This is a genomic window from Bradyrhizobium diazoefficiens (genome assembly GCF_016612535.1).
Classification (GTDB): domain Bacteria; phylum Pseudomonadota; class Alphaproteobacteria; order Rhizobiales; family Xanthobacteraceae; genus Bradyrhizobium; species Bradyrhizobium diazoefficiens_C.
Genome location: NZ_JAENXS010000008.1, coordinates 18,123 through 35,776, shown reverse-complemented (window position 1 = coordinate 35,776; position 17,654 = coordinate 18,123). Strand labels below are relative to the sequence as shown.

Annotated in this window: 23 protein-coding genes; 1 reads left to right on the top strand and 22 read right to left on the bottom strand. The window is 62.6% G+C overall.

All coding sequences use genetic code 11. The features are described from left to right. Positions 1-13 precede the first annotated feature (13 nt). The 20 genes from rpsH to rpsL all read right to left on the bottom strand — a co-directional run bounded on the left by rpsH (position 14) and on the right by rpsL (position 11,563). A complete protein-coding gene (rpsH, locus tag JJE66_RS37535; RefSeq protein ID WP_200520815.1) occupies positions 14-412 on the bottom strand; it encodes a 30S ribosomal protein S8 in 399 nt (132 codons plus the stop codon). 14 nt (positions 413-426) lie between these two features. Further along, positions 427-732, bottom strand: coding sequence for a 30S ribosomal protein S14 (rpsN, locus tag JJE66_RS37530; RefSeq protein ID WP_200520814.1), 306 nt, complete (start codon positions 730-732; stop codon positions 427-429). A 46-nt stretch (positions 733-778) separates the two neighbouring features. Beyond that, the gene (rplE, locus tag JJE66_RS37525; protein WP_200520813.1) at positions 779-1,336 is read right to left on the bottom strand and encodes a 50S ribosomal protein L5; all 558 of its coding nucleotides are present in this window, start codon (positions 1,334-1,336) and stop codon (positions 779-781) included. Then, entirely contained in the window at positions 1,329-1,643 is a 315-nt protein-coding gene (gene rplX / locus JJE66_RS37520; protein WP_200520812.1) for a 50S ribosomal protein L24, read from the bottom strand. The genes rplE and rplX overlap by 8 nt, the downstream gene beginning before the upstream one ends. Further along, the gene (gene rplN, locus JJE66_RS37515) at positions 1,643-2,011 is read right to left on the bottom strand and encodes a 50S ribosomal protein L14 (RefSeq protein WP_007603030.1); all 369 of its coding nucleotides are present in this window, start codon (positions 2,009-2,011) and stop codon (positions 1,643-1,645) included. The genes rplX and rplN overlap by 1 nt, the downstream gene beginning before the upstream one ends. An 83-nt stretch (positions 2,012-2,094) precedes the next feature. Then, on the bottom strand, positions 2,095-2,343 hold the full coding sequence (rpsQ, locus tag JJE66_RS37510; RefSeq protein ID WP_200520811.1) for a 30S ribosomal protein S17: 249 nt from the start codon (positions 2,341-2,343) through the stop codon (positions 2,095-2,097). A 13-nt stretch (positions 2,344-2,356) separates the two neighbouring features. Then, positions 2,357-2,563 carry a 50S ribosomal protein L29 gene (gene rpmC / locus JJE66_RS37505; protein WP_094895733.1) on the bottom strand — a complete coding sequence of 69 codons (207 nt, stop codon included), beginning with the start codon at positions 2,561-2,563 and terminating at the stop codon, positions 2,357-2,359. Between the two features lie 5 nt (positions 2,564-2,568). Beyond that, positions 2,569-2,982 (bottom strand): 50S ribosomal protein L16, encoded by a 414-nt coding sequence (gene rplP / locus JJE66_RS37500; protein WP_148750337.1) that lies wholly within the window; start codon positions 2,980-2,982, stop codon positions 2,569-2,571. Positions 2,983-3,013: 31 nt separating this feature from the next. After that, the gene (gene rpsC, locus JJE66_RS37495) at positions 3,014-3,733 is read right to left on the bottom strand and encodes a 30S ribosomal protein S3 (RefSeq protein ID WP_027535295.1); all 720 of its coding nucleotides are present in this window, start codon (positions 3,731-3,733) and stop codon (positions 3,014-3,016) included. A gap of 18 nt (positions 3,734-3,751) precedes the next feature. Then, positions 3,752-4,141 (bottom strand): 50S ribosomal protein L22, encoded by a 390-nt coding sequence (rplV, locus tag JJE66_RS37490; protein WP_057745488.1) that lies wholly within the window; start codon positions 4,139-4,141, stop codon positions 3,752-3,754. A 10-nt stretch (positions 4,142-4,151) separates the two neighbouring features. Beyond that, positions 4,152-4,430 carry a 30S ribosomal protein S19 gene (rpsS, locus tag JJE66_RS37485; RefSeq protein ID WP_008136357.1) on the bottom strand — a complete coding sequence of 93 codons (279 nt, stop codon included), beginning with the start codon at positions 4,428-4,430 and terminating at the stop codon, positions 4,152-4,154. A gap of 12 nt (positions 4,431-4,442) precedes the next feature. Next, a complete protein-coding gene (gene rplB / locus JJE66_RS37480) occupies positions 4,443-5,276 on the bottom strand; it encodes a 50S ribosomal protein L2 (RefSeq protein WP_200520810.1) in 834 nt (277 codons plus the stop codon). A 12-nt stretch (positions 5,277-5,288) separates the two neighbouring features. Continuing rightward, on the bottom strand, positions 5,289-5,591 hold the full coding sequence (locus JJE66_RS37475; RefSeq protein WP_195803897.1) for a 50S ribosomal protein L23: 303 nt from the start codon (positions 5,589-5,591) through the stop codon (positions 5,289-5,291). Next, on the bottom strand, positions 5,588-6,208 hold the full coding sequence (gene rplD / locus JJE66_RS37470) for a 50S ribosomal protein L4 (protein WP_027535291.1): 621 nt from the start codon (positions 6,206-6,208) through the stop codon (positions 5,588-5,590). The genes JJE66_RS37475 and rplD overlap by 4 nt, the downstream gene beginning before the upstream one ends. A 1-nt stretch (position 6,209) precedes the next feature. Continuing rightward, a complete protein-coding gene (gene rplC / locus JJE66_RS37465; RefSeq protein WP_200520809.1) occupies positions 6,210-6,926 on the bottom strand; it encodes a 50S ribosomal protein L3 in 717 nt (238 codons plus the stop codon). Positions 6,927-6,979: 53 nt separating this feature from the next. Beyond that, on the bottom strand, positions 6,980-7,288 hold the full coding sequence (gene rpsJ, locus JJE66_RS37460) for a 30S ribosomal protein S10 (protein WP_002712302.1): 309 nt from the start codon (positions 7,286-7,288) through the stop codon (positions 6,980-6,982). An 83-nt stretch (positions 7,289-7,371) separates the two neighbouring features. Next, complete coding sequence (gene tuf, locus JJE66_RS37455; protein WP_129268061.1) at positions 7,372-8,562, bottom strand: elongation factor Tu; 1,191 nt, start codon at positions 8,560-8,562, stop codon at positions 7,372-7,374. A 40-nt stretch (positions 8,563-8,602) separates the two neighbouring features. Continuing rightward, a complete protein-coding gene (fusA, locus tag JJE66_RS37450; RefSeq protein WP_200520808.1) occupies positions 8,603-10,675 on the bottom strand; it encodes an elongation factor G in 2,073 nt (690 codons plus the stop codon). A 30-nt stretch (positions 10,676-10,705) separates the two neighbouring features. Beyond that, entirely contained in the window at positions 10,706-11,176 is a 471-nt protein-coding gene (gene rpsG, locus JJE66_RS37445; protein ID WP_200520807.1) for a 30S ribosomal protein S7, read from the bottom strand. 15 nt (positions 11,177-11,191) lie between these two features. Next, a complete protein-coding gene (gene rpsL, locus JJE66_RS37440; RefSeq protein WP_007603006.1) occupies positions 11,192-11,563 on the bottom strand; it encodes a 30S ribosomal protein S12 in 372 nt (123 codons plus the stop codon). 601 nt (positions 11,564-12,164) lie between these two features. Between rpsL and JJE66_RS37435 the strand changes: the two genes are divergently transcribed. Then, complete coding sequence (locus tag JJE66_RS37435) at positions 12,165-13,415, top strand: NAD(P)/FAD-dependent oxidoreductase (protein ID WP_200520806.1); 1,251 nt, start codon at positions 12,165-12,167, stop codon at positions 13,413-13,415. On the opposite strand, the gene JJE66_RS37430 is transcribed toward JJE66_RS37435, so the two are convergent. Beyond that, entirely contained in the window at positions 13,331-15,361 is a 2,031-nt protein-coding gene (locus JJE66_RS37430; protein WP_200520805.1) for an ABC transporter ATP-binding protein, read from the bottom strand. The two genes, JJE66_RS37435 and JJE66_RS37430, sit on opposite strands and share 85 nt — an antisense overlap. Before the next feature lie 129 nt (positions 15,362-15,490). Continuing rightward, positions 15,491-17,551: an FAD-dependent oxidoreductase gene (locus tag JJE66_RS37425; RefSeq protein ID WP_200520804.1), complete on the bottom strand. Its 2,061-nt coding sequence runs from the start codon at positions 17,549-17,551 to the stop codon at positions 15,491-15,493. Between the last annotated feature and the right edge of the window lie 103 nt (positions 17,552-17,654).

Genomic DNA, 17,654 nt, shown 5'->3' with positions numbered 1-17,654 from the left:
TCAAAAATCCTTCTCAGAACACCGTGAAGAGGACTTCACCGCCCACGTTCGCTTCACGCGCACTGTGGTCGGCCATGATCCCCTTCGGCGTCGACAGCACCGAAATACCGAGTCCGTTATTGACCCGCGGCAGAGCCTTGACCGAGGCGTAGACACGACGCCCGGGCTTGGAGACTCGTTCGATCTCGCGGATGACGGGCTCGCCGTCGAAATACTTCAACTCGATCTCGATCTCGCTGCGGCCCGAGGCATGTTCAACCGTAGCGTAGCCGCGGATATAGCCCTCGCTCTTCAGCACCTCGAGCACATTCTCGCGCATCCTCGAGCCGGGCGTGGAAACCTTGCTCTTCGCGCGCATCTGCGCGTTGCGGATGCGGGTGATCAGATCGCTGATTGGATCGTGCGTAGACATCTAAACGACCCTCCTTACCAGCTCGACTTCACGAGGCCCGGGACCATGCCCTTGGAGCCAAGTTCGCGCAGCGCGATACGGGACAGCTTGTTCTTGCGGTAGTTCGAGCGCGGACGGCCCGACAGCTCGCAACGCAGACGGATGCGGGTCGCCGACGAATTGCGCGGCATTTCCGCAAGCTTCAGGGTCGCGGCGAACCGCTCCTCCATCGGCAGCGTCTTGTCGGCGATGATCGCCTTCAACCGCGCACGCTTGGGGGCGGCGTTCTTCGCCATCCGCGTGCGCCGGTTGTTCTTCTCGACTGAACTCTTCTTTGCCATGCTTGGCTCCTGGGTATCCGCGTTTGAGAGGCTTTAGGTCAGCGTCTCACTGCCGGAACGGGAAATTGAAAGCGGTCAACAAGGCCCTCGCCTCGTCGTCGGTCTTGGCCGTGGTGCAGACAGTGATGTCCATACCGCGGGCTTCCGAGACCTTGTCGAAGTCGATCTCGGGGAAAATGATGTGCTCCTTGATGCCGAGCGAGTAGTTGCCGCGGCCGTCGAAGCTCTTCGGGTTCAGGCCGCGGAAGTCGCGGACGCGCGGCAGCGCGACCGTCACCAGGCGATCGATGAACTCGTACATGCGGGCCTTGCGCAGCGTGACCTTGCAGCCGATCGGCTGGTTCTCACGCAACTTGAAGGTCGCGATGGCGATGCGCGAATAGGTCACGATCGCCTTCTGGCCGGCGATCTGCGTCAATTCGGCGGCGGCAGTCTCGGCCTTCTTGCGGTCGTTGACGGAATCGCCGACGCCCATGTTCAGCACGACCTTGTCCAGGCGCGGAACCTGCATCACGTTCTCATAACCGAACTTCTCGGTCATTTCCGTGCGGATCTTCGCGTCGTATTCCGCGCGCAGGCGCGGCGTGTAAGCGGCCTCAGCCATCGATCTCAGCTCCCGAGCTCTTGGCGATGCGAACCTTCTTGCCGTCCGCCAGAATCTTGAATCCGACGCGGGTCGGCTTTCCGTCCTTGCCGACATACGCGATGTTTGACAGTTGGATCGGCGACTCCTTCGAGATGATGCCGCCCTCCTGGGCCTGCGTCTGCTTCTGGTGACGCTTGACCATGTTGACGCCGCGCACGAGCGCCGTGCCGGCGTCGGGGCGCACTTCGAATACTTCGCCGGTGCGGCCCTTGTCGCGACCGGTCAGCACGACGACCTTGTCGCCCTTGCGGATCTTCGCAGCCATCACAGCACCTCCGGCGCGAGCGAGATGATCTTCATGTGGTTCTTGGCGCGCAGCTCGCGCGGCACGGGCCCGAAGATACGGGTGCCGACCGGCTCGGACTGATTGTTGATCAGAACGGCGGCATTGCGGTCGAAGCGGATGACCGAACCGTCGGCGCGGCGGATGTCCTTGCGGACACGCACCACGACGGCCTTCATCACGTCGCCCTTCTTCACCTTGCCACGCGGAATCGCTTCCTTGATCGAGACGACGATGATGTCGCCGATCGTGGCGTAGCGGCGCTTGGAGCCTCCGAGCACCTTGATACACATGACACGGCGTGCGCCAGAATTGTCGGCCACGTCGAGGTTGGTCTGCATCTGAATCATTGATGCACCTCGTCCTCTTCTCTTTGCGCCAGCCTAGCCGGCGCTCAACATTTCCCTGAAGTCAGTCGGCCAAAGCCAACAGATCAGGCGCTTTTCTTGTGTTCGCCCCGGATCACGACCCAGGACTTCAACTTCGAAATCGGCTTCGATTCCTCGATCCACACCATGTCGCCCGGCTTGAACTCGTTGTTCTCGTCGTGCGCGTGGTAGTTCTTCGAACGGCGGATCGTCTTCTTGTAGATCGGATGCGTGAAGCGGCGATCGACGCGCACCACGACGGTCTTGGCAGTCTTGTCGCTGACGACCACGCCTTGCAAAGTACGTTTCGGCATATTCGTAAGCCCCTTACTTCTCTTTCGCGCGCTTCTGCGCGGCGACGGTCTTGATGCGGGCGATGTCGCGGCGAGCCTCGCGCAGGCGCGAGGTGTTCTCGAGCTGCCCGGTGGCACGCTGGAAGCGCAGGTTGAAGCGCTCCTTCTTCAGGTTCAGGACGGCGTCGTCCTGCTGGTCGGGGCTCATCGCGCGGATGTCTTCGATCTTCATCTGGGCCATGGCCATTACTCCGCAATGCGCTCGACGAAGCGCGTCTTGATCGGCAGCTTGGCGGCTGCCAGCGTCAGCGCCTCACGCGCCGTCTGGGTGTTGACGCCGTCGATTTCGAACAGCACCCGGCCCGGCTTGACGCGCGCCACCCACAATTCGGGCGCGCCCTTGCCGGAGCCCATGCGGACTTCGGCCGGCTTCTTCGACACCGGGACGTCGGGGAACACACGGATCCAGACGCGGCCGGCGCGCTTCATGTGGCGGGTCAGGGCGCGGCGGGCGGCCTCGATCTGGCGCGCAGTGACGCGCTCAGGCTCGGTCGCCTTCAGGCCGAACTGGCCGAACGCCAACGTCGCGCCCGAAGTCGCAACGCCGTGAATCCGGCCCTTATGCGCCTTCCGGAACTTCGTTTTCTTAGGTTGCATCATGGCTGTAAGCCCTCAAATTCTCTGTGCTGGCTCAGGCCGCGTCACGGCGCTGACGGCCGCCACGATCACCACCGCCACCGGTCTCGCCTTCGGCCATTCTCTTGTCCTGGGCCATCGGATCGTGCTCGAGGATCTCGCCTTTGAAGATCCAGACCTTGACGCCGCAGGTGCCGAAGGTCGTGAACGCGGTCGCAACGCCGTAGTCGATGTCGGCGCGCAGCGTGTGCAACGGCACGCGACCTTCGCGATACCACTCCATGCGCGCGATTTCCGCACCGCCCAGACGACCCGAGCAGTTGATGCGGATGCCTTCCGCGCCGAGACGCATCGCCGACTGCACGGCGCGCTTCATGGCACGGCGGAACGCCACGCGGCGCTCCAGCTGCTGTGCGATCGATTCCGCCACCAGCGTCGCATCGAGCTCCGGCTTGCGGATCTCGACGATGTTGATGACGACGTCGGACGAGGTGATGTCCGCGACCTTCTTGCGCAGCTTGTCGATGTCGGCGCCCTTCTTGCCGATCACCACGCCCGGACGCGCCGAGTGGATGGTGACGCGGCACTTCTTGTGCGGACGCTCGATCACGATGCGGGCGACGGCCGCCTGCTTGAGCTCCTTGTGCAGGATCTCGCGGATCTTGACGTCCTCGTGCAGCAGCTTGCCGTATTCCTGCTTGCCGGCGAACCAGCGGGAATCCCAGGTCCGGTTGATGCCGAGACGCAGACCGATCGGATTGATCTTTTGACCCATCGTTTTCTCCTGCGACCCTTAAGCCGCTGCTGCTTCGGCTTCGACCTGACGAACAATGATCGTCAGCTGCGAAAATGGTTTGTAGACACGGCCCGAGCGGCCGCGGCCGCGGGCGGCAAAGCGCTTCATCACGAGGCCGTTGCCGACGAAGGCCTGCGCCACGACGAGATCATCGACGTCGAGGTCGTGGTTGTTCTCGGCATTGGCGATCGCCGATTCCAGGCACTTCTTCACATCGACCGCGATCCGCTTGCGCGAGAACTGCAGGTCGGCGAGCGCAGCGGAAGCCTTCCGGCCGCGAATGAGCTGGGCGACCAGGTTGAGCTTCTGCGGGCTCACCCGCAGCATCCGGGCGACCGCCTTGGCCTCGTTCTCGGCGAGGCTCCGTTCGCGCTTAGGTTTGCTCATCGTTTAATCCTCAAGCCTTCTTGGCTTTCTTGTCACCGGAGTGGCCATGGAAGGTCCGGGTCGGCGAGAACTCGCCGAACTTGTGACCGACCATTTCCTCGTTGACGGCCACCGGCACGTGCTTCTGACCGTTGTAGACGCCGAAGGTCAGGCCGACGAACTGCGGCAGGATCGTCGAGCGACGGCTCCAGATCTTGATGACGTCGTGACGGCCGGACGCGCGCGCGGCATCTGCCTTCTTGAGCAGAGAACCCTCGACGAACGGGCCTTTCCAGACTGAACGAACCATGTCCGGCGTTCCTTACTTCTTCCGCTTGTGGCGGCTTAGGAGAATGAATTTGTTGGTCGATTTGTTGGAGCGGGTCTTCTTGCCCTTGGTCGGCTTGCCCCACGGGGTGACCGGGTGGCGACCGCCCGAGGTACGACCTTCACCACCGCCGTGCGGATGGTCGATCGGGTTCATCGTGACGCCGCGGTTATGCGGACGACGGCCCATCCAACGCTTGCGGCCGGCCTTGCCGATCGACGTGTTCATGTGGTCCGGGTTCGACACCGCGCCGATCGTGCCGCGGCAACGGCCGTGCACCAGGCGCTGCTCGCCCGAGTTCAGGCGGATGATCACGTAGTCCTGGTCGCGACCGACGAGCTGGGCGTAGGTGCCGGCGGAGCGGGCGAGCTGGCCGCCCTTCCCGATCTTGACCTCGATGTTGTGGATGATCGTGCCGACCGGCATGTTGCCGAGCGGCATGACGTTGCCCGGCTTCACGTCGACGTAGTTGCCGGCAATGATGGTGTCCCCGACCGCCAGGCGCTGCGGCGCCAGGATGTAGGCCTGCTCGCCATCCTGATACTTGATCAGCGCGATGAAGCCGGTGCGGTTCGGATCGTATTCCAGCCGCTCGACGGTTGCGGGAACGTCGATCTTCTCACGCTTGAAGTCGACGGTGCGCAGCGTCCGCTTGTGACCACCGCCGCGGAAGCGGACGGTGATGCGGCCGGTGTTGTTGCGGCCGCCCGAAGAGTGCTTGCCTTCGGTGAGCGCCTTGACCGGCTTGCCCTTGTAGAGCGCCGAACGATCGACCATGACCAGCTGGCGCTGGCCCGGCGTCGTGGGATTGAATGTCTTCAGTGCCATCGTCGTACGACCTTACAGACCGGTGGTGACGTCGATCCGGTGGCCCTCTTCGAGGGTCACGATCGCGCGCTTGGTGTTCGACTGCGAGCCGAGATTGCCGCGGAAGATCTTGGTCTTGCCCTTGCGGACCAGCGTGTTGACGCTCTTGACCTTGACGTCAAACAGCTTCTCGATCGCTTCCTTGATCTGCGGCTTGGTCGCTTTCGCGGCCACCTTGAACAGGACCTTGTTGTGCTCGGACGCCAGCGTCGCCTTTTCGGTGACGACCGGGGCGACGATCACGTCGTAATGGCGAGCCTCGATGTTCTTCGTCATTTGAAGCGCGCCTCCAGCGCATCGATGGCGGCCTTGGTCAGAACGAGCTTCTGACGGCGCAGGATGTCATAGACGTTGATGCCCTGGATCGGCAGCACGTCCATGTTCGGGATGTTGCGGGCCGCGGCGGCAAAGCCGTTGTTGAGCTCGGCGCCGTCGATGATCAGCGCGTTGGTGAGCCCCAGGCCCGAGAAGTGACCGAGCAGCGCCTTGGTCTTGGCGGCTTCCAGCGCGGCCTTGTCGATCACGAGGAGATCGCCGTCCTTGGCCTTGGCTGAGAGCGCGTGCTTGAGAGCGAGCGCACGGACCTTCTTCGGCAGGTCGGTGGCGTGCGAACGCACCACCGGACCGAAGGCACGGCCGCCGCCACGGAACTGCGGCACGCGAGCCGAGCCGTGACGAGCACCGCCGGTGCCCTTCTGCTTGTACATCTTCTTGCCGGTGCGCCAGATCTCGGCGCGCCCCTTGGCCTTGTGGGTACCGGCCTGGCGCTTGTTGAGCTGCCACTGCACGCAACGCGCAATGATATCCTGGCGCGGCTCAAGGCCGAAAATGGTGTCGGAAAGCTGGACCGAGCCGGCTTCCTTGCCCTCGAGGGTGGTGACCTTCAATTCCATCTCACGCACCCTCTTGCTGGGCCGCAGCCTCGGCTTCGCCGCCCGCAACCTTGAACTTGCCGGGCTTCGGAGCTTCCTTCGGCAGCGGCTTCTTGACGGCATCGCGCACACGGATCCAACCGCCCTTGGAGCCGGGAACGGCGCCCTCGACGAGAATCAGGCCACGCTCGACATCGAGCTGAACAACGCGGAGGTTGAGCGTGGTGATGCGGTCGACACCCATATGGCCGGGCATCTTCTTGTTCTTCCAGGTCTTGCCAGGGTCCTGACGACCACCGGTCGAACCGATCGAACGGTGCGAAACCGACACACCGTGCGTGGCGCGCAGACCGCCGAAGTTCCAGCGCTTCATACCGCCGGCGAAGCCCTTACCGACCGAGGTGCCGGTGACGTCGACGAACTGGCCGACGACGAAATGATCGGCGAGGATCTCGGCGCCGACGGGGATCATGGCATCCGCGGAGACGCGGAATTCCTCGACCTGCCGCTTCGGCTCGACCTTGGCGACCGCGAACTGGCCGCGCTCCGCCTTGGGCATGTACACGGTCTTGCGGCTGCCAGAACCAAGCTGGAGCGCGACGTAACCGTTCTTCTCTTCGGTGCGGTGGCCTAAGACCTGGCAATTGCCGAGCTTCAGCACGGTCACGGGGATATGTTCGCCGGCCTCTGTAAAGACCCGCGTCATCCCGACCTTTTGTGCGATCACTCCGGAGCGCATCGGCGTGCTTCCTGTTCTTTCTGTCCGCTAATCGCGAACGTGATCCAAAAATCTTAGAGCTTGATCTCGACGTCGACACCGGCGGCCAGGTCGAGCTTCATCAAAGCATCGACGGTCTGCGGGGTCGGATCGACGATGTCGAGCAGGCGCTTGTGGGTGCGCATCTCGAACTGTTCGCGGCTCTTCTTGTCGACGTGCGGCGAACGGTTGACGGTGAACTTCTCGATGCGGGTGGGCAGCGGAATGGGTCCGCGAACCTGCGCACCGGTGCGCTTCGCCGTGTTCACGATCTCGCGGGTCGACGTATCGAGGATACGATGGTCGAACGCCTTGAGACGGATACGAATATTTTGGCCGTTCATTGCCGTGGTCTCTCTTCAGTGGGGTGGCGAATAGCGAATAGCGAATGTCACCATCCGCTACTCGCCGATCCCTATTCTCGTAATTACTCGATGATCGAGGCGACGACGCCGGCGCCGACGGTACGGCCGCCTTCGCGGATCGCGAAGCGGAGCTTCTCTTCCATCGCGATCGGCACGATCAGGTGCACTTCCATCGCGATGTTGTCGCCCGGCATCACCATCTCGGTACCTTCCGGCAGGTGCACGACACCGGTCACGTCGGTGGTGCGGAAGTAGAACTGCGGACGGTAGTTGGTGAAGAACGGGGTGTGGCGACCGCCCTCTTCCTTGGTGAGGATGTAAGCCTCAGCCTTGAACTTGGTGTGCGGCTTGACCGAACCCGGCTTGGCCAGAACCTGACCGCGCTCGACGTCCTCGCGCTTGGTGCCGCGGAGCAGCGCGCCGATGTTGTCGCCGGCCTGGCCCTGGTCGAGCAGCTTGCGGAACATTTCGACGCCGGTGACCGTGGTCTTCTGCGTCGCACGCAGACCGACGATCTCGATTTCCTCGCCGACCTTGACGATACCGCGCTCGACACGGCCGGTGACGACGGTGCCGCGGCCCGAGATCGAGAACACGTCTTCAACCGGCATCAGGAACGGCTGGTCGATCGGACGCTCCGGCTGCGGGATGTACTCGTCGACGTTCTTCATCAGCTCGAGGATGGCGTCGTGGCCGAGCTTCTTGTCGGAATCTTCGAGAGCGGCGAGCGCCGAACCCTTGATGATCGGAATCTTGTCGCCCGGAAATTCGTACTTCGAGAGCAGCTCGCGGACTTCGAGCTCGACGAGCTCGAGCAGTTCCGGATCGTCGACCATGTCGCACTTGTTGAGGAACACGACGAGCGCGGGAACGCCGACCTGGCGGGCGAGCAGGATGTGCTCGCGGGTCTGCGGCATCGGGCCGTCAGCGGCCGACACGACCAGGATCGCACCGTCCATCTGGGCGGCGCCGGTGATCATGTTCTTCACGTAGTCGGCGTGGCCGGGGCAGTCGACGTGGGCGTAGTGGCGGTTCTTGGTCTCGTACTCGACGTGTGCGGTCGAGATCGTGATGCCGCGCGCCTTCTCTTCCGGCGCCTTGTCGATCTGGTCGTACGCCGTGAACGTCGCACCGCCGGTCTCGGCGAGGATCTTGGTGATCGCAGCCGTCAACGACGTCTTGCCATGGTCGACGTGACCGATGGTGCCGATGTTGCAGTGCGGTTTGTTACGTTCAAACTTTGCTTTGGCCATTTGACTCTCCGTTCAATCGTCAGCTTGAGACCGACGATAATCAGGCAAACTTCTTTTGGACTTCTGCCGACACGTTCGCCGGCGCTTCTGCGTAGTGGTCGAATTGCATGGTGAAGGTCGCGCGACCCTGGCTCATCGAGCGCAGGTTATTCACGTACCCGAACATGTTCATGAGCGGCACCATCGCGTTGATGACGTTGGCGTTGCCGCGCATGTCCTGCCCCTGGATCTGACCGCGCCGGGAATTCAGGTCGCCGATGACCGAGCCGGTATAGTCTTCCGGGGTCACCACTTCGACCTTCATGATCGGCTCGAGCAGGACGGACTTGCCCTTCTGCAGGGCTTCGCGGAATGCAGCGCGCGAAGCGATTTCGAAGGCGAGCGCCGACGAGTCGACGTCGTGATACTTGCCGTCGACCAGCGAAACCTTGACGTCGACCACGGGAAAGCCCGCGACCACGCCCGCGCCCATCACGCTGTTGAGGCCCTTTTCGACGCCGGGGATATATTCCTTCGGCACCGCGCCGCCGACGATCTTCGATTCGAACTCGTAGCCCTTGCCGGGCTCGTTCGGCTCGACGATGATCGACACTTCGGCGAACTGACCGGTACCACCGGTCTGCTTCTTGTGGGTGTACTTGACCTCGGCCTTCTTGGTCACGCGCTCACGGAACGCCACCTGCGGCGCGCCGATGTTGGCGTCGACCTTGTAGGTACGGCGCAGAATGTCGACCTTGATGTCGAGGTGGAGTTCGCCCATGCCCTTGAGGATGGTCTGGCCGGACTCCTGGTCGGTCGACACGCGGAAGGACGGATCCTCCGCAGCGAGCTTCGCCAGCGCGACGCCCAGCTTTTCCTGGTCGGCCTTGGACTTCGGCTCGATCGCGATCTCGATGACCGGTTCGGGGAATTCCATCTTCTCCAGGATCACCTGCTTGTCGGGATCGCACAGCGTGTCACCGGTGCGCGCTTCCTTCAGGCCGGCCAGCGCGACGATGTCGCCGGCATAGGCTTCCTTGATGTCTTCGCGGTTGTTCGCATGCATCAACAGCATGCGCCCGATGCGCTCCTTCTTCTCGCGCGTCGAGTTCACGACGCCCGTGCCGCTCTGGAGAACGCCAGAGTAGATGCGGCAGAAGGTGATGGTGCCGACGAACGGGTCGTCCATGATCTTGAACGCGAGCAGCGCGAGCGGCTCCTTGTCGTCAGCCTTGCGCACGACCTCGTTGCCGCGATCGTCGGTGCCCTTGATCGCGGGCACGTCGACCGGCGACGGCAGATAGTCGACGACGGCGTCGAGCAGCGGCTGCACGCCCTTGTTCTTGAAGGCCGAACCGCACAGCACGGGATAGAACGCGCCGGTCAGCACCGCCTTGCGGATCAGCCGCTTCAGCGTGGCTTCGTCCGGCTCGTTACCGTCGAGGAACGCGGCAAGCGCATCGTCGTCGAGCTCGACGGCGGCTTCCACCATCTTCTCGCGGTATTCCTTGGCCTGGTCGACCATATCTTCCGGAATGTCGACATAGTCGAACTTCGCGCCGAGCGACTCATCGTTCCAGATGATGCCCTGCATCTTCACGAGGTCGACGAGACCCTTGAAGTTGTTCTCGGCGCCGATCGGCAGCTGGATCGCGATCGGCTTGGCGCCGAGGCGGTCGACGATGTCGGCCAGGCACTTGAAGAAGTCGGCGCCGGTCTTGTCCATCTTGTTGGCGAAGACGATCCGCGGAACCTTGTACTTGTCGCCCTGGCGCCAGACGGTCTCGGTCTGGGGCTCGACGCCCTGGTTCGAGTCGAGCACGCAGACGGCGCCGTCGAGCACGCGCAGCGAACGCTCGACTTCAATGGTGAAGTCGACGTGGCCGGGAGTGTCGATGATGTTCAGGCGCTTGCCGGCCCAGAACGCGGTGGTGGCAGCCGAGGTGATCGTGATGCCACGCTCCTGCTCCTGCTCCATCCAATCCATCGTCGCGGCACCTTCGTGCACTTCGCCGATCTTGTGGCTCTTGCCGGTATAATAAAGGATGCGCTCGGTCGTCGTGGTCTTGCCGGCATCGATATGCGCCATGATACCGAAATTGCGGTAATTCTCTATGGCATGAACGCGAGGCATGGGCTGTTCCTTAGATTCCGTGTTTCGCCGTTACCAGCGATAGTGCGAGAAGGCGCGGTTGGCTTCCGCCATCCGGTGCACGTCTTCGCGCTTCTTGACGGCGTTTCCACGGTTGTTCGATGCATCCAGGAGCTCCGCGGAGAGCCGCTCGGTCATCGTCTTCTCGTTGCGCTCGCGCGCGGCCGAAATCAGCCAGCGGATACCCAGCGCCTGACGGCGGACCGAGCGAACCTCAACCGGGACCTGGTAGGTCGCGCCACCGACGCGGCGGGAGCGCACTTCGATCGTCGGCATGACGTTCTCGAGTGCCTGCTCGAACACGCCGAGTGGGCTCTGCTTGGTCTTGGATTCGATGAGGCCGAACGCACCGTAAACGATGCCTTCGGCGACCGACTTCTTGCCGGCGTACATCACCGAGTTCATGAACTTCGTGACGATGATGTTCCCGAACTTCGGATCGGGAAGGACTTCGCGCTTTTCCGCTGAGTGGCGACGAGACATTGAGCTGGTTCCCGCTTACTTCGGACGCTTCGCGCCGTACTTCGAACGACGCTGCTTACGGTTCTTGACGCCCTGGGTATCCAGAACGCCGCGGAGGATGTGGTAGCGCACGCCGGGCAAGTCCTTGACGCGGCCGCCGCGGATCATGACCACCGAGTGCTCCTGGAGGTTATGGCCTTCACCCGGAATGTAGCCGATCACCTCGAAACCATTGGTCAGACGCACCTTGGCGACCTTACGAAGCGCGGAGTTCGGCTTCTTCGGGGTCGTGGTGTAGACGCGCGTGCAAACACCACGCTTCTGCGGCGACTGCTGCAGCGCCGGCACCTTCTTGCGCGACTTCTGCACTTCCCGCGGCTGTGCGATCAGCTGGTTGATCGTCGGCATCCTGGCCTTACCCTTTGTTCTGCCGCGGTACCCTTGCGGGTCCGCGGAATAATCCGCACCAAGCGAAATTGCGCCAACCGCATCATCACTGAGCGGAAAGCGTTTCGACGCCACAGAGGACCGCAGTAGTTGAGCCGATCAGCGTGAAGCTGCAGCCCGCGCACCGAGGTCATGCATCCGAATTCGACCTCAAGAGAACGAGCTCATGAGACCTAAAATCGCACTGGCATTGCCTAGCTATTATCGACAGCGTTTGAGCGGCATTGGTCGAGGTTGGTGCCCGCCTTTTAGCGATCCCTAGGGATCAACGGGTGGCCCGTTCCGACGTTGGCTATGCTCACCGCCTGTCGTCAAGTGAGGCGCTTTCTATAAGCGAGAATCGATCAAGTCAAGGCGAAATGACCGTCAGAAAGCTCTTATCGCGCCTGGAGAAAAAGCCTGTTCGCTCTCTCGCCGCGCCTGCTTGATATGAGGGCTGACTGCTGGTTCCGCCAGCCCCGGAGCTGAATTATACCCGGAAGAAATATACTTTTATAACCAGTGCTAAGGCTTTTTTTCCTGTTGATGCGTCAATCTGCCCCTTCGGCGGAGATTAGCGCCCATGCGGTACATCGACATTGCCATTATCGGTGGGGGACTTGCCGGCTCAACCGCCGCCGCAATGCTAGGCCGGGCTGGCATCCCGGCCGTGCTAATCGACCCTCATGAATTCTATCCGGCCGATTTTCGCGTCGAAAAGCTCAGCGGTCACGGGCAGGTTGAGCGATTCCAAAGGACGGGAATCGCAGAATCAGTGCTGCGCCGCGCGACTTTCTCCGGCGAGAACTGGATCGCACGGTTCGGCCACCTTCTCGACAAGGCGCCGAGCCGGCAGTTCAACATCCTCTATGATTCCCTGGTCAACGCGATTCGCGACGAGATTCCGGAGCCTGTCGAACGGATCTGGACCAAGGCGGTGTCGGTCGAGACCAGTCCCGAGCGGCAGAGAATCACGCTCGCCAACGACGAGACCGTCTCGGCCCGTCTGGTCGTGCTCGCCAACGGTCTGAACGTCGGCCTGCGCCACCAGCTTGGCATCAGGCGCAACATCGTCAGCGCCTGCCATTCGATCTCGATCGGGTTCGACGTGGTGCCGGCCGGGCAGAATGCGTTCGACTTCCCGGCGCTGACCTATTTCTCGGAGCGGCCGAGCGACCGTATCCCCTACATTTCGCTGTTTCCGATCGGCAAGCGGATGCGCGCCAATCTGTTCGTGTATCGCGGCTTCGATGATCCCTGGCTGCGCGAGCTGCGCCGCGCACCGGCAGCGACGCTGGACACCGCCCTGCCCCGGTTGAAACGCATCACCGGCCCGTTCGACATTCCGGGCGAGCTGAAGATTCGCCCGGTCGATCTCTACGTGAACGATGCCAGCCATCAGCCCGGCGTGGTGCTGGCGGGCGATGCCTTCGCAACCTCCTGCCCGGTCGCCGGCACCGGCTGCGACAAGGTCTTCACCGACGTCGAACGGCTCTGCAACGTCCACATCCCGCAATGGCTGGCATCCGACGGGATGGATGCGGGCAAGATCGCCGCATTCTACGGCGATCCGGTCAAGCGGGCCTGCGATGAATGGTCGGCGGCGAAGGCGTTCGACTTCCGCTCAGTCTCGATCGCGACAAGCCCCTACTGGACGGCGCAGCGCTGGGCGCGCTTCATCGCCTGGTCGACCCAAGGATTGATGCGACGGCTTGGCGGAGGGGTCCATCTGGCGCCGAACTTCCTCGGTCACTCCTCCTCGTCCTCGTCCTCATCGTCCTCGATATCGTCTTCTTCATCCTCGTCGTCATCGTCGCTGTCGTCGTCCGCCTGAGCGGCCATGCCGTGCGGCTGATGGATCTGGTCGTTCCACAGCTTGCGATAGGTGCCATTCCTGGCGAGCAGCTCGGCATGCGAGCCGCGCTCGATCGCCCTGCCCCCTGAGATCACGATGATCTCGTCCATCTCGACCACCGAGGTCAGGCGGTGGGTCGACCAGATCATGGTGCGGCCCTTGGCGACCTTCAGCAACGTGCGGTTGATCGCAGCCTCCGTGGTCTGGTCGAGCGCCGAGGTCGCTTCATCGAGCAGCAGCACGGACGGATTGCGGATGATCGCGCGGGCGATCGCGATGCGCTGGCGCTGGCCGCCCGACAGAGTGTCGCCGCGCTCGCCGACCAAAGTGTCGTAGCGCTGCCGCAGGCTCATGATGTAGCGATGGATCTCGGCCTTCTTGGCCGCCTCCTCCACCTCCTCGTCGGTGGCCCCCTCCTTGCCGAGCCGGATGTTCTCGCGGATCGACATGTTGAACAGCATGTTCTCCTGGAACACCACCGCCATGCTCCGCCGCAGCGAATCCAGCGTCACCTTGCGGACGTCGACACCGTCGATGGTGACGCGGCCTTCGTCAGGCACGTAGAGCCGCAGGATCAGATTGAGCAGCGTGCTCTTGCCGGAGCCGGAGGGGCCGACGACGGCGATGCGCTTTCCCGCGTTGAGCTTGAGACTGAGATTGTCCAGTACCGGCGTCTGGCCGCCCTCGTACTGGAATGTCACATGATCGAAAGTGATGTCGTGGGTAATGCGCGGCAGATCGGGCGCGCCGGGGCGATCGGCGCCGCGCGTGGGCTCGTCGAGCAACTCCTGCATGTGGCGGATCGCGGCGGCCGAGGAGATCGAGACCGGGATGAAGTGCATCACGTGGGCGATGTTGTAGGAAACCTCCCAGAACGCGCTCTCGAAGGTGACGAAGGTGCCGATGGTGATCTGCCCCTTGGTCGCGAGATACGCGCCGATCGCTAGCACGACGAGGTGCAACAGCAGCACCGAGATGGTGACCGTCCGTTCCACCATCGTCGACAGGAACCCGGCGGAGGCAATCCTGTTGCGCGTCTCGTCGTTGCGGAAGGTGAAGAAGCCGAACATCTTGCGTTGCAGGCTGAACGCCTTGATCACGGCCTGCGCCGCCACGTTCTCCTGCACCATGCCGAGCAGCGCGCTTTCGTTGAGCTTCTGCTCGTAATTGGCCTGTACCGCCTTCGGCGTCAGGATGCGCGGGCCGATCAGGGTGATCGGAAACACCAGGAGCGCGACCACCGCGAGCTGCCAGTTCAAGAAAAACATCAGGATGATGCCGGCGATCAATTCCAGGAACGGCAGCGCGGCGCTGTTGGCGAAGGTCTTGACCGAGCCTTCGAAGGCCGAGAGGTCGACCGAGAAGCGCGACAGGATCTCGCCGCGCTTGGTGCGGCCGAAATAGGCCGCCGGCAGGTCCTGGACGTGCTCGAACAGGCGCTTGCGGACGTCGGAGATGACGCAGGCCGCCAACCGGGCATCCCAGCGCTCGTACCAGACCGCGACGATCGAGGTGAAGATGCCGGCGGCCGCGAGCACGCCGAGGATCTTGTACAGCGCCTGGAAATCCTCCTCGCCGAGCGCGTCGTCGATCAGGAATTTGAGGCTGAGCGGCATGATGACGTTGAACAGCGTCTCGACCAGAACGCCGAACGCCACGTACGACAATGTCCGCTTGTAGTTCGTGAGAAAGGGTTTGACGAAACCCCAGATGGTCGCGAGCGCGCCCGCGGCTTCGCGTGCGGTAAAGACGACGAGGTCTTCGTCATCATCGTCGTCGAGCTCAAGCTCGTCGTCGTCCTCGTCTTCGTCCTCCTCATTGTCGTCCAGCTCGGGCTCGGCACCCGCGGCGAGCTTATCGTCGAGCTCGGCCGCCTCTTGCGCGGCGAGCTTCTGTTTGTCGGGAGAGAGAGGCTTGGACGCCATGAAACCAACCGATGCTGACGGCCGGCATGACCGCAGAGAAAGCAGGGAAATAGCGGAACGCCGCCATTTGCGCCGATTCTATGCGATCAGGATGAATTCGGCAAAACAATTGGCGAATTCATCGTGAGGCTAGTCGTCGTCTTCGTCCGCGATCTTGTCGAAGAAGGAATAACGCAGGCTGTCGGCGTCGGCATACCACTGGCCTGGCCCCTTGTTCGCGGCGAGCGTCGCTGCCCAGAGCGCATCAGTGCAGTCCTTGCGGTGCATCGACAGATCGAAGCCGTTGCCGAAGAACAGTTCGGACCATTCCCACCAGGTGCCGAGCTTCCTGACGCCGCGCAACAGGTCGTAGCGGTCGATCACGATTGACGCCATGTCCGAGGTGATCGAGCCGAACACGAGGCCGGTCTTGACCACACGGTTCAACTCGCGGATTGCGCGGACCACCTGCTTCGGGGCGACGTGGCAGAGGCTTGTCTCGAATACGATGTCGAACGCGCCGTCATTGAACGGCATGTCCAGGATCGATCCCAGCTTGTTGTACTTCTTCAGCGCCTGCGGCGTTTTGGCGTGGATCGCGCGGTTGTTCTCGATGCCCCAGGCATCGATGCCGCGCTCGCGCAGCGCACCGACCAGCTCGCCGCTGGCGGAGCCCGCGACCAGGAGCTTGGCGCCCTTCGCCTTGCCCCAGACGATGCCGATCAGCTTTGCGAGATAGTCGGGATCGGTGAAGTGACTCCACGCCTCGCTGTAAGGACCGACGCCACGATAGTTCTCGAAATAGTCGCGATCGATCTTGTCCGAGATCGGTTTGCCGTCCTGGCCGTGCTCGCGGCGCAGCCGCATCGTCTCGGTCAGGATGATGTCGGTCGCCGCATCCGAGGAGTCGAGCAGACCGTTCAGCGTAGAGTCGAACAGATAGTCGCCGACCACGACGATGCCGGGGTGCTCCTTCGGCTCGGGCCGGTGATTGGTCATGACGTCGCGCACGGGCAGACCGCCCGGAACTGCGTTCACCGACGATAGCCAGCGGTGAATCTTGCCTTCCAAGAAATGCGCACGCGCATCGCCGAGCGAGGCCGGCAGCGATTTCAGCGCGGCGTCGATCAGCTCCTGGTCCGACAGATTGGCGAACGCCAGCGCATCGGAACCGGGAATGAGCCAGTTCAGGACGCCGTGCTTGCCGACATCGTGACGCGCGCCTTCGTTGTAGACGCAGCAGCCGCCGAAGGCTTCCGACATGAACCAGGCGCCGGAAATCTGGTCACCCCAGAACGGACTATCGAACAGGATCGAGACCCGCAGATAATGCGCGGGACGGTCGAAATAGGAGACGTGCTTGACCATCGACTTGCGCAGCTGCTCGCCTTCCCAGCCCACAGTGCCGAGCCAGGAATGCGGCAGGCAAACCAGCACGAGATCGAAGTCGCGCGTCTCCGGTCCCTTGCCGTTCATCATCTTCAGCTGATAACGCCCGGTCGGCGCCTTGCCGACGGTGAGCACGCGGTGATTGAGCTGGATGTCGGCGTTGACCTCCGACTGGAGGCATTCGATCAGTTGCTCGTTGCCATTCTGGATGGAATAGAGGCCGATATAGCCGTCGACATCCATCAGATAGTTCTTGAGCGCGTTGAGGCCGTTGGTGTTGTGGCTCTCGGTGGCGATATCAGAGCGCGCCATCACCTTGAAGAAACGTTTTGCCGTTTCGTCCTCGACCTCTTCGTCGAGCACCTGCTCGGCGGTCTTGTAGGCCCATGGATTCTCGTTGTCGTGGGCGCCGATGCCCTCGTAATATTCGATCGGCGACATCTTCTCGGCGCAGCGCTCGCGGAACGACTCGATCGCCGCCGCGGTCTTGACGCCATATTTGCGGCGCATGCCGGCGACGTCGTTGAGAAGCTCGCCGCCAAACTGCACCTGCTCGGCGTCCATCGGAATCGTCTGCAAGCCGAAATGCTGAATCAGCTCACGCAGTGGATCCGGTCCGGTCATCGAGTAATCGTAGATCTCCGCGACGCCGGCCTCGTACATCGCCGGCGCGGAATCGAATTTGCGCGTGACGATCTTGCCGCCGAGCCGATCGGAGGCTTCGTAGATAGTGATGCGGCAGAGGTCGCCGAGCTTACGCTTCAGATACCAGGCGCTCATCAGCCCGCCGGGGCCGCCGCCTACGATTGCGAGATCAAGCATGTCAGTTCCGTGGTCTCCGGCCCTGCCCCCGTCACGGGACCACCGGTCTAAGTTGCCCTAGCAGAAGCGCTTTTCTGACTGAAGGGAAGATGAACAAAGGTTG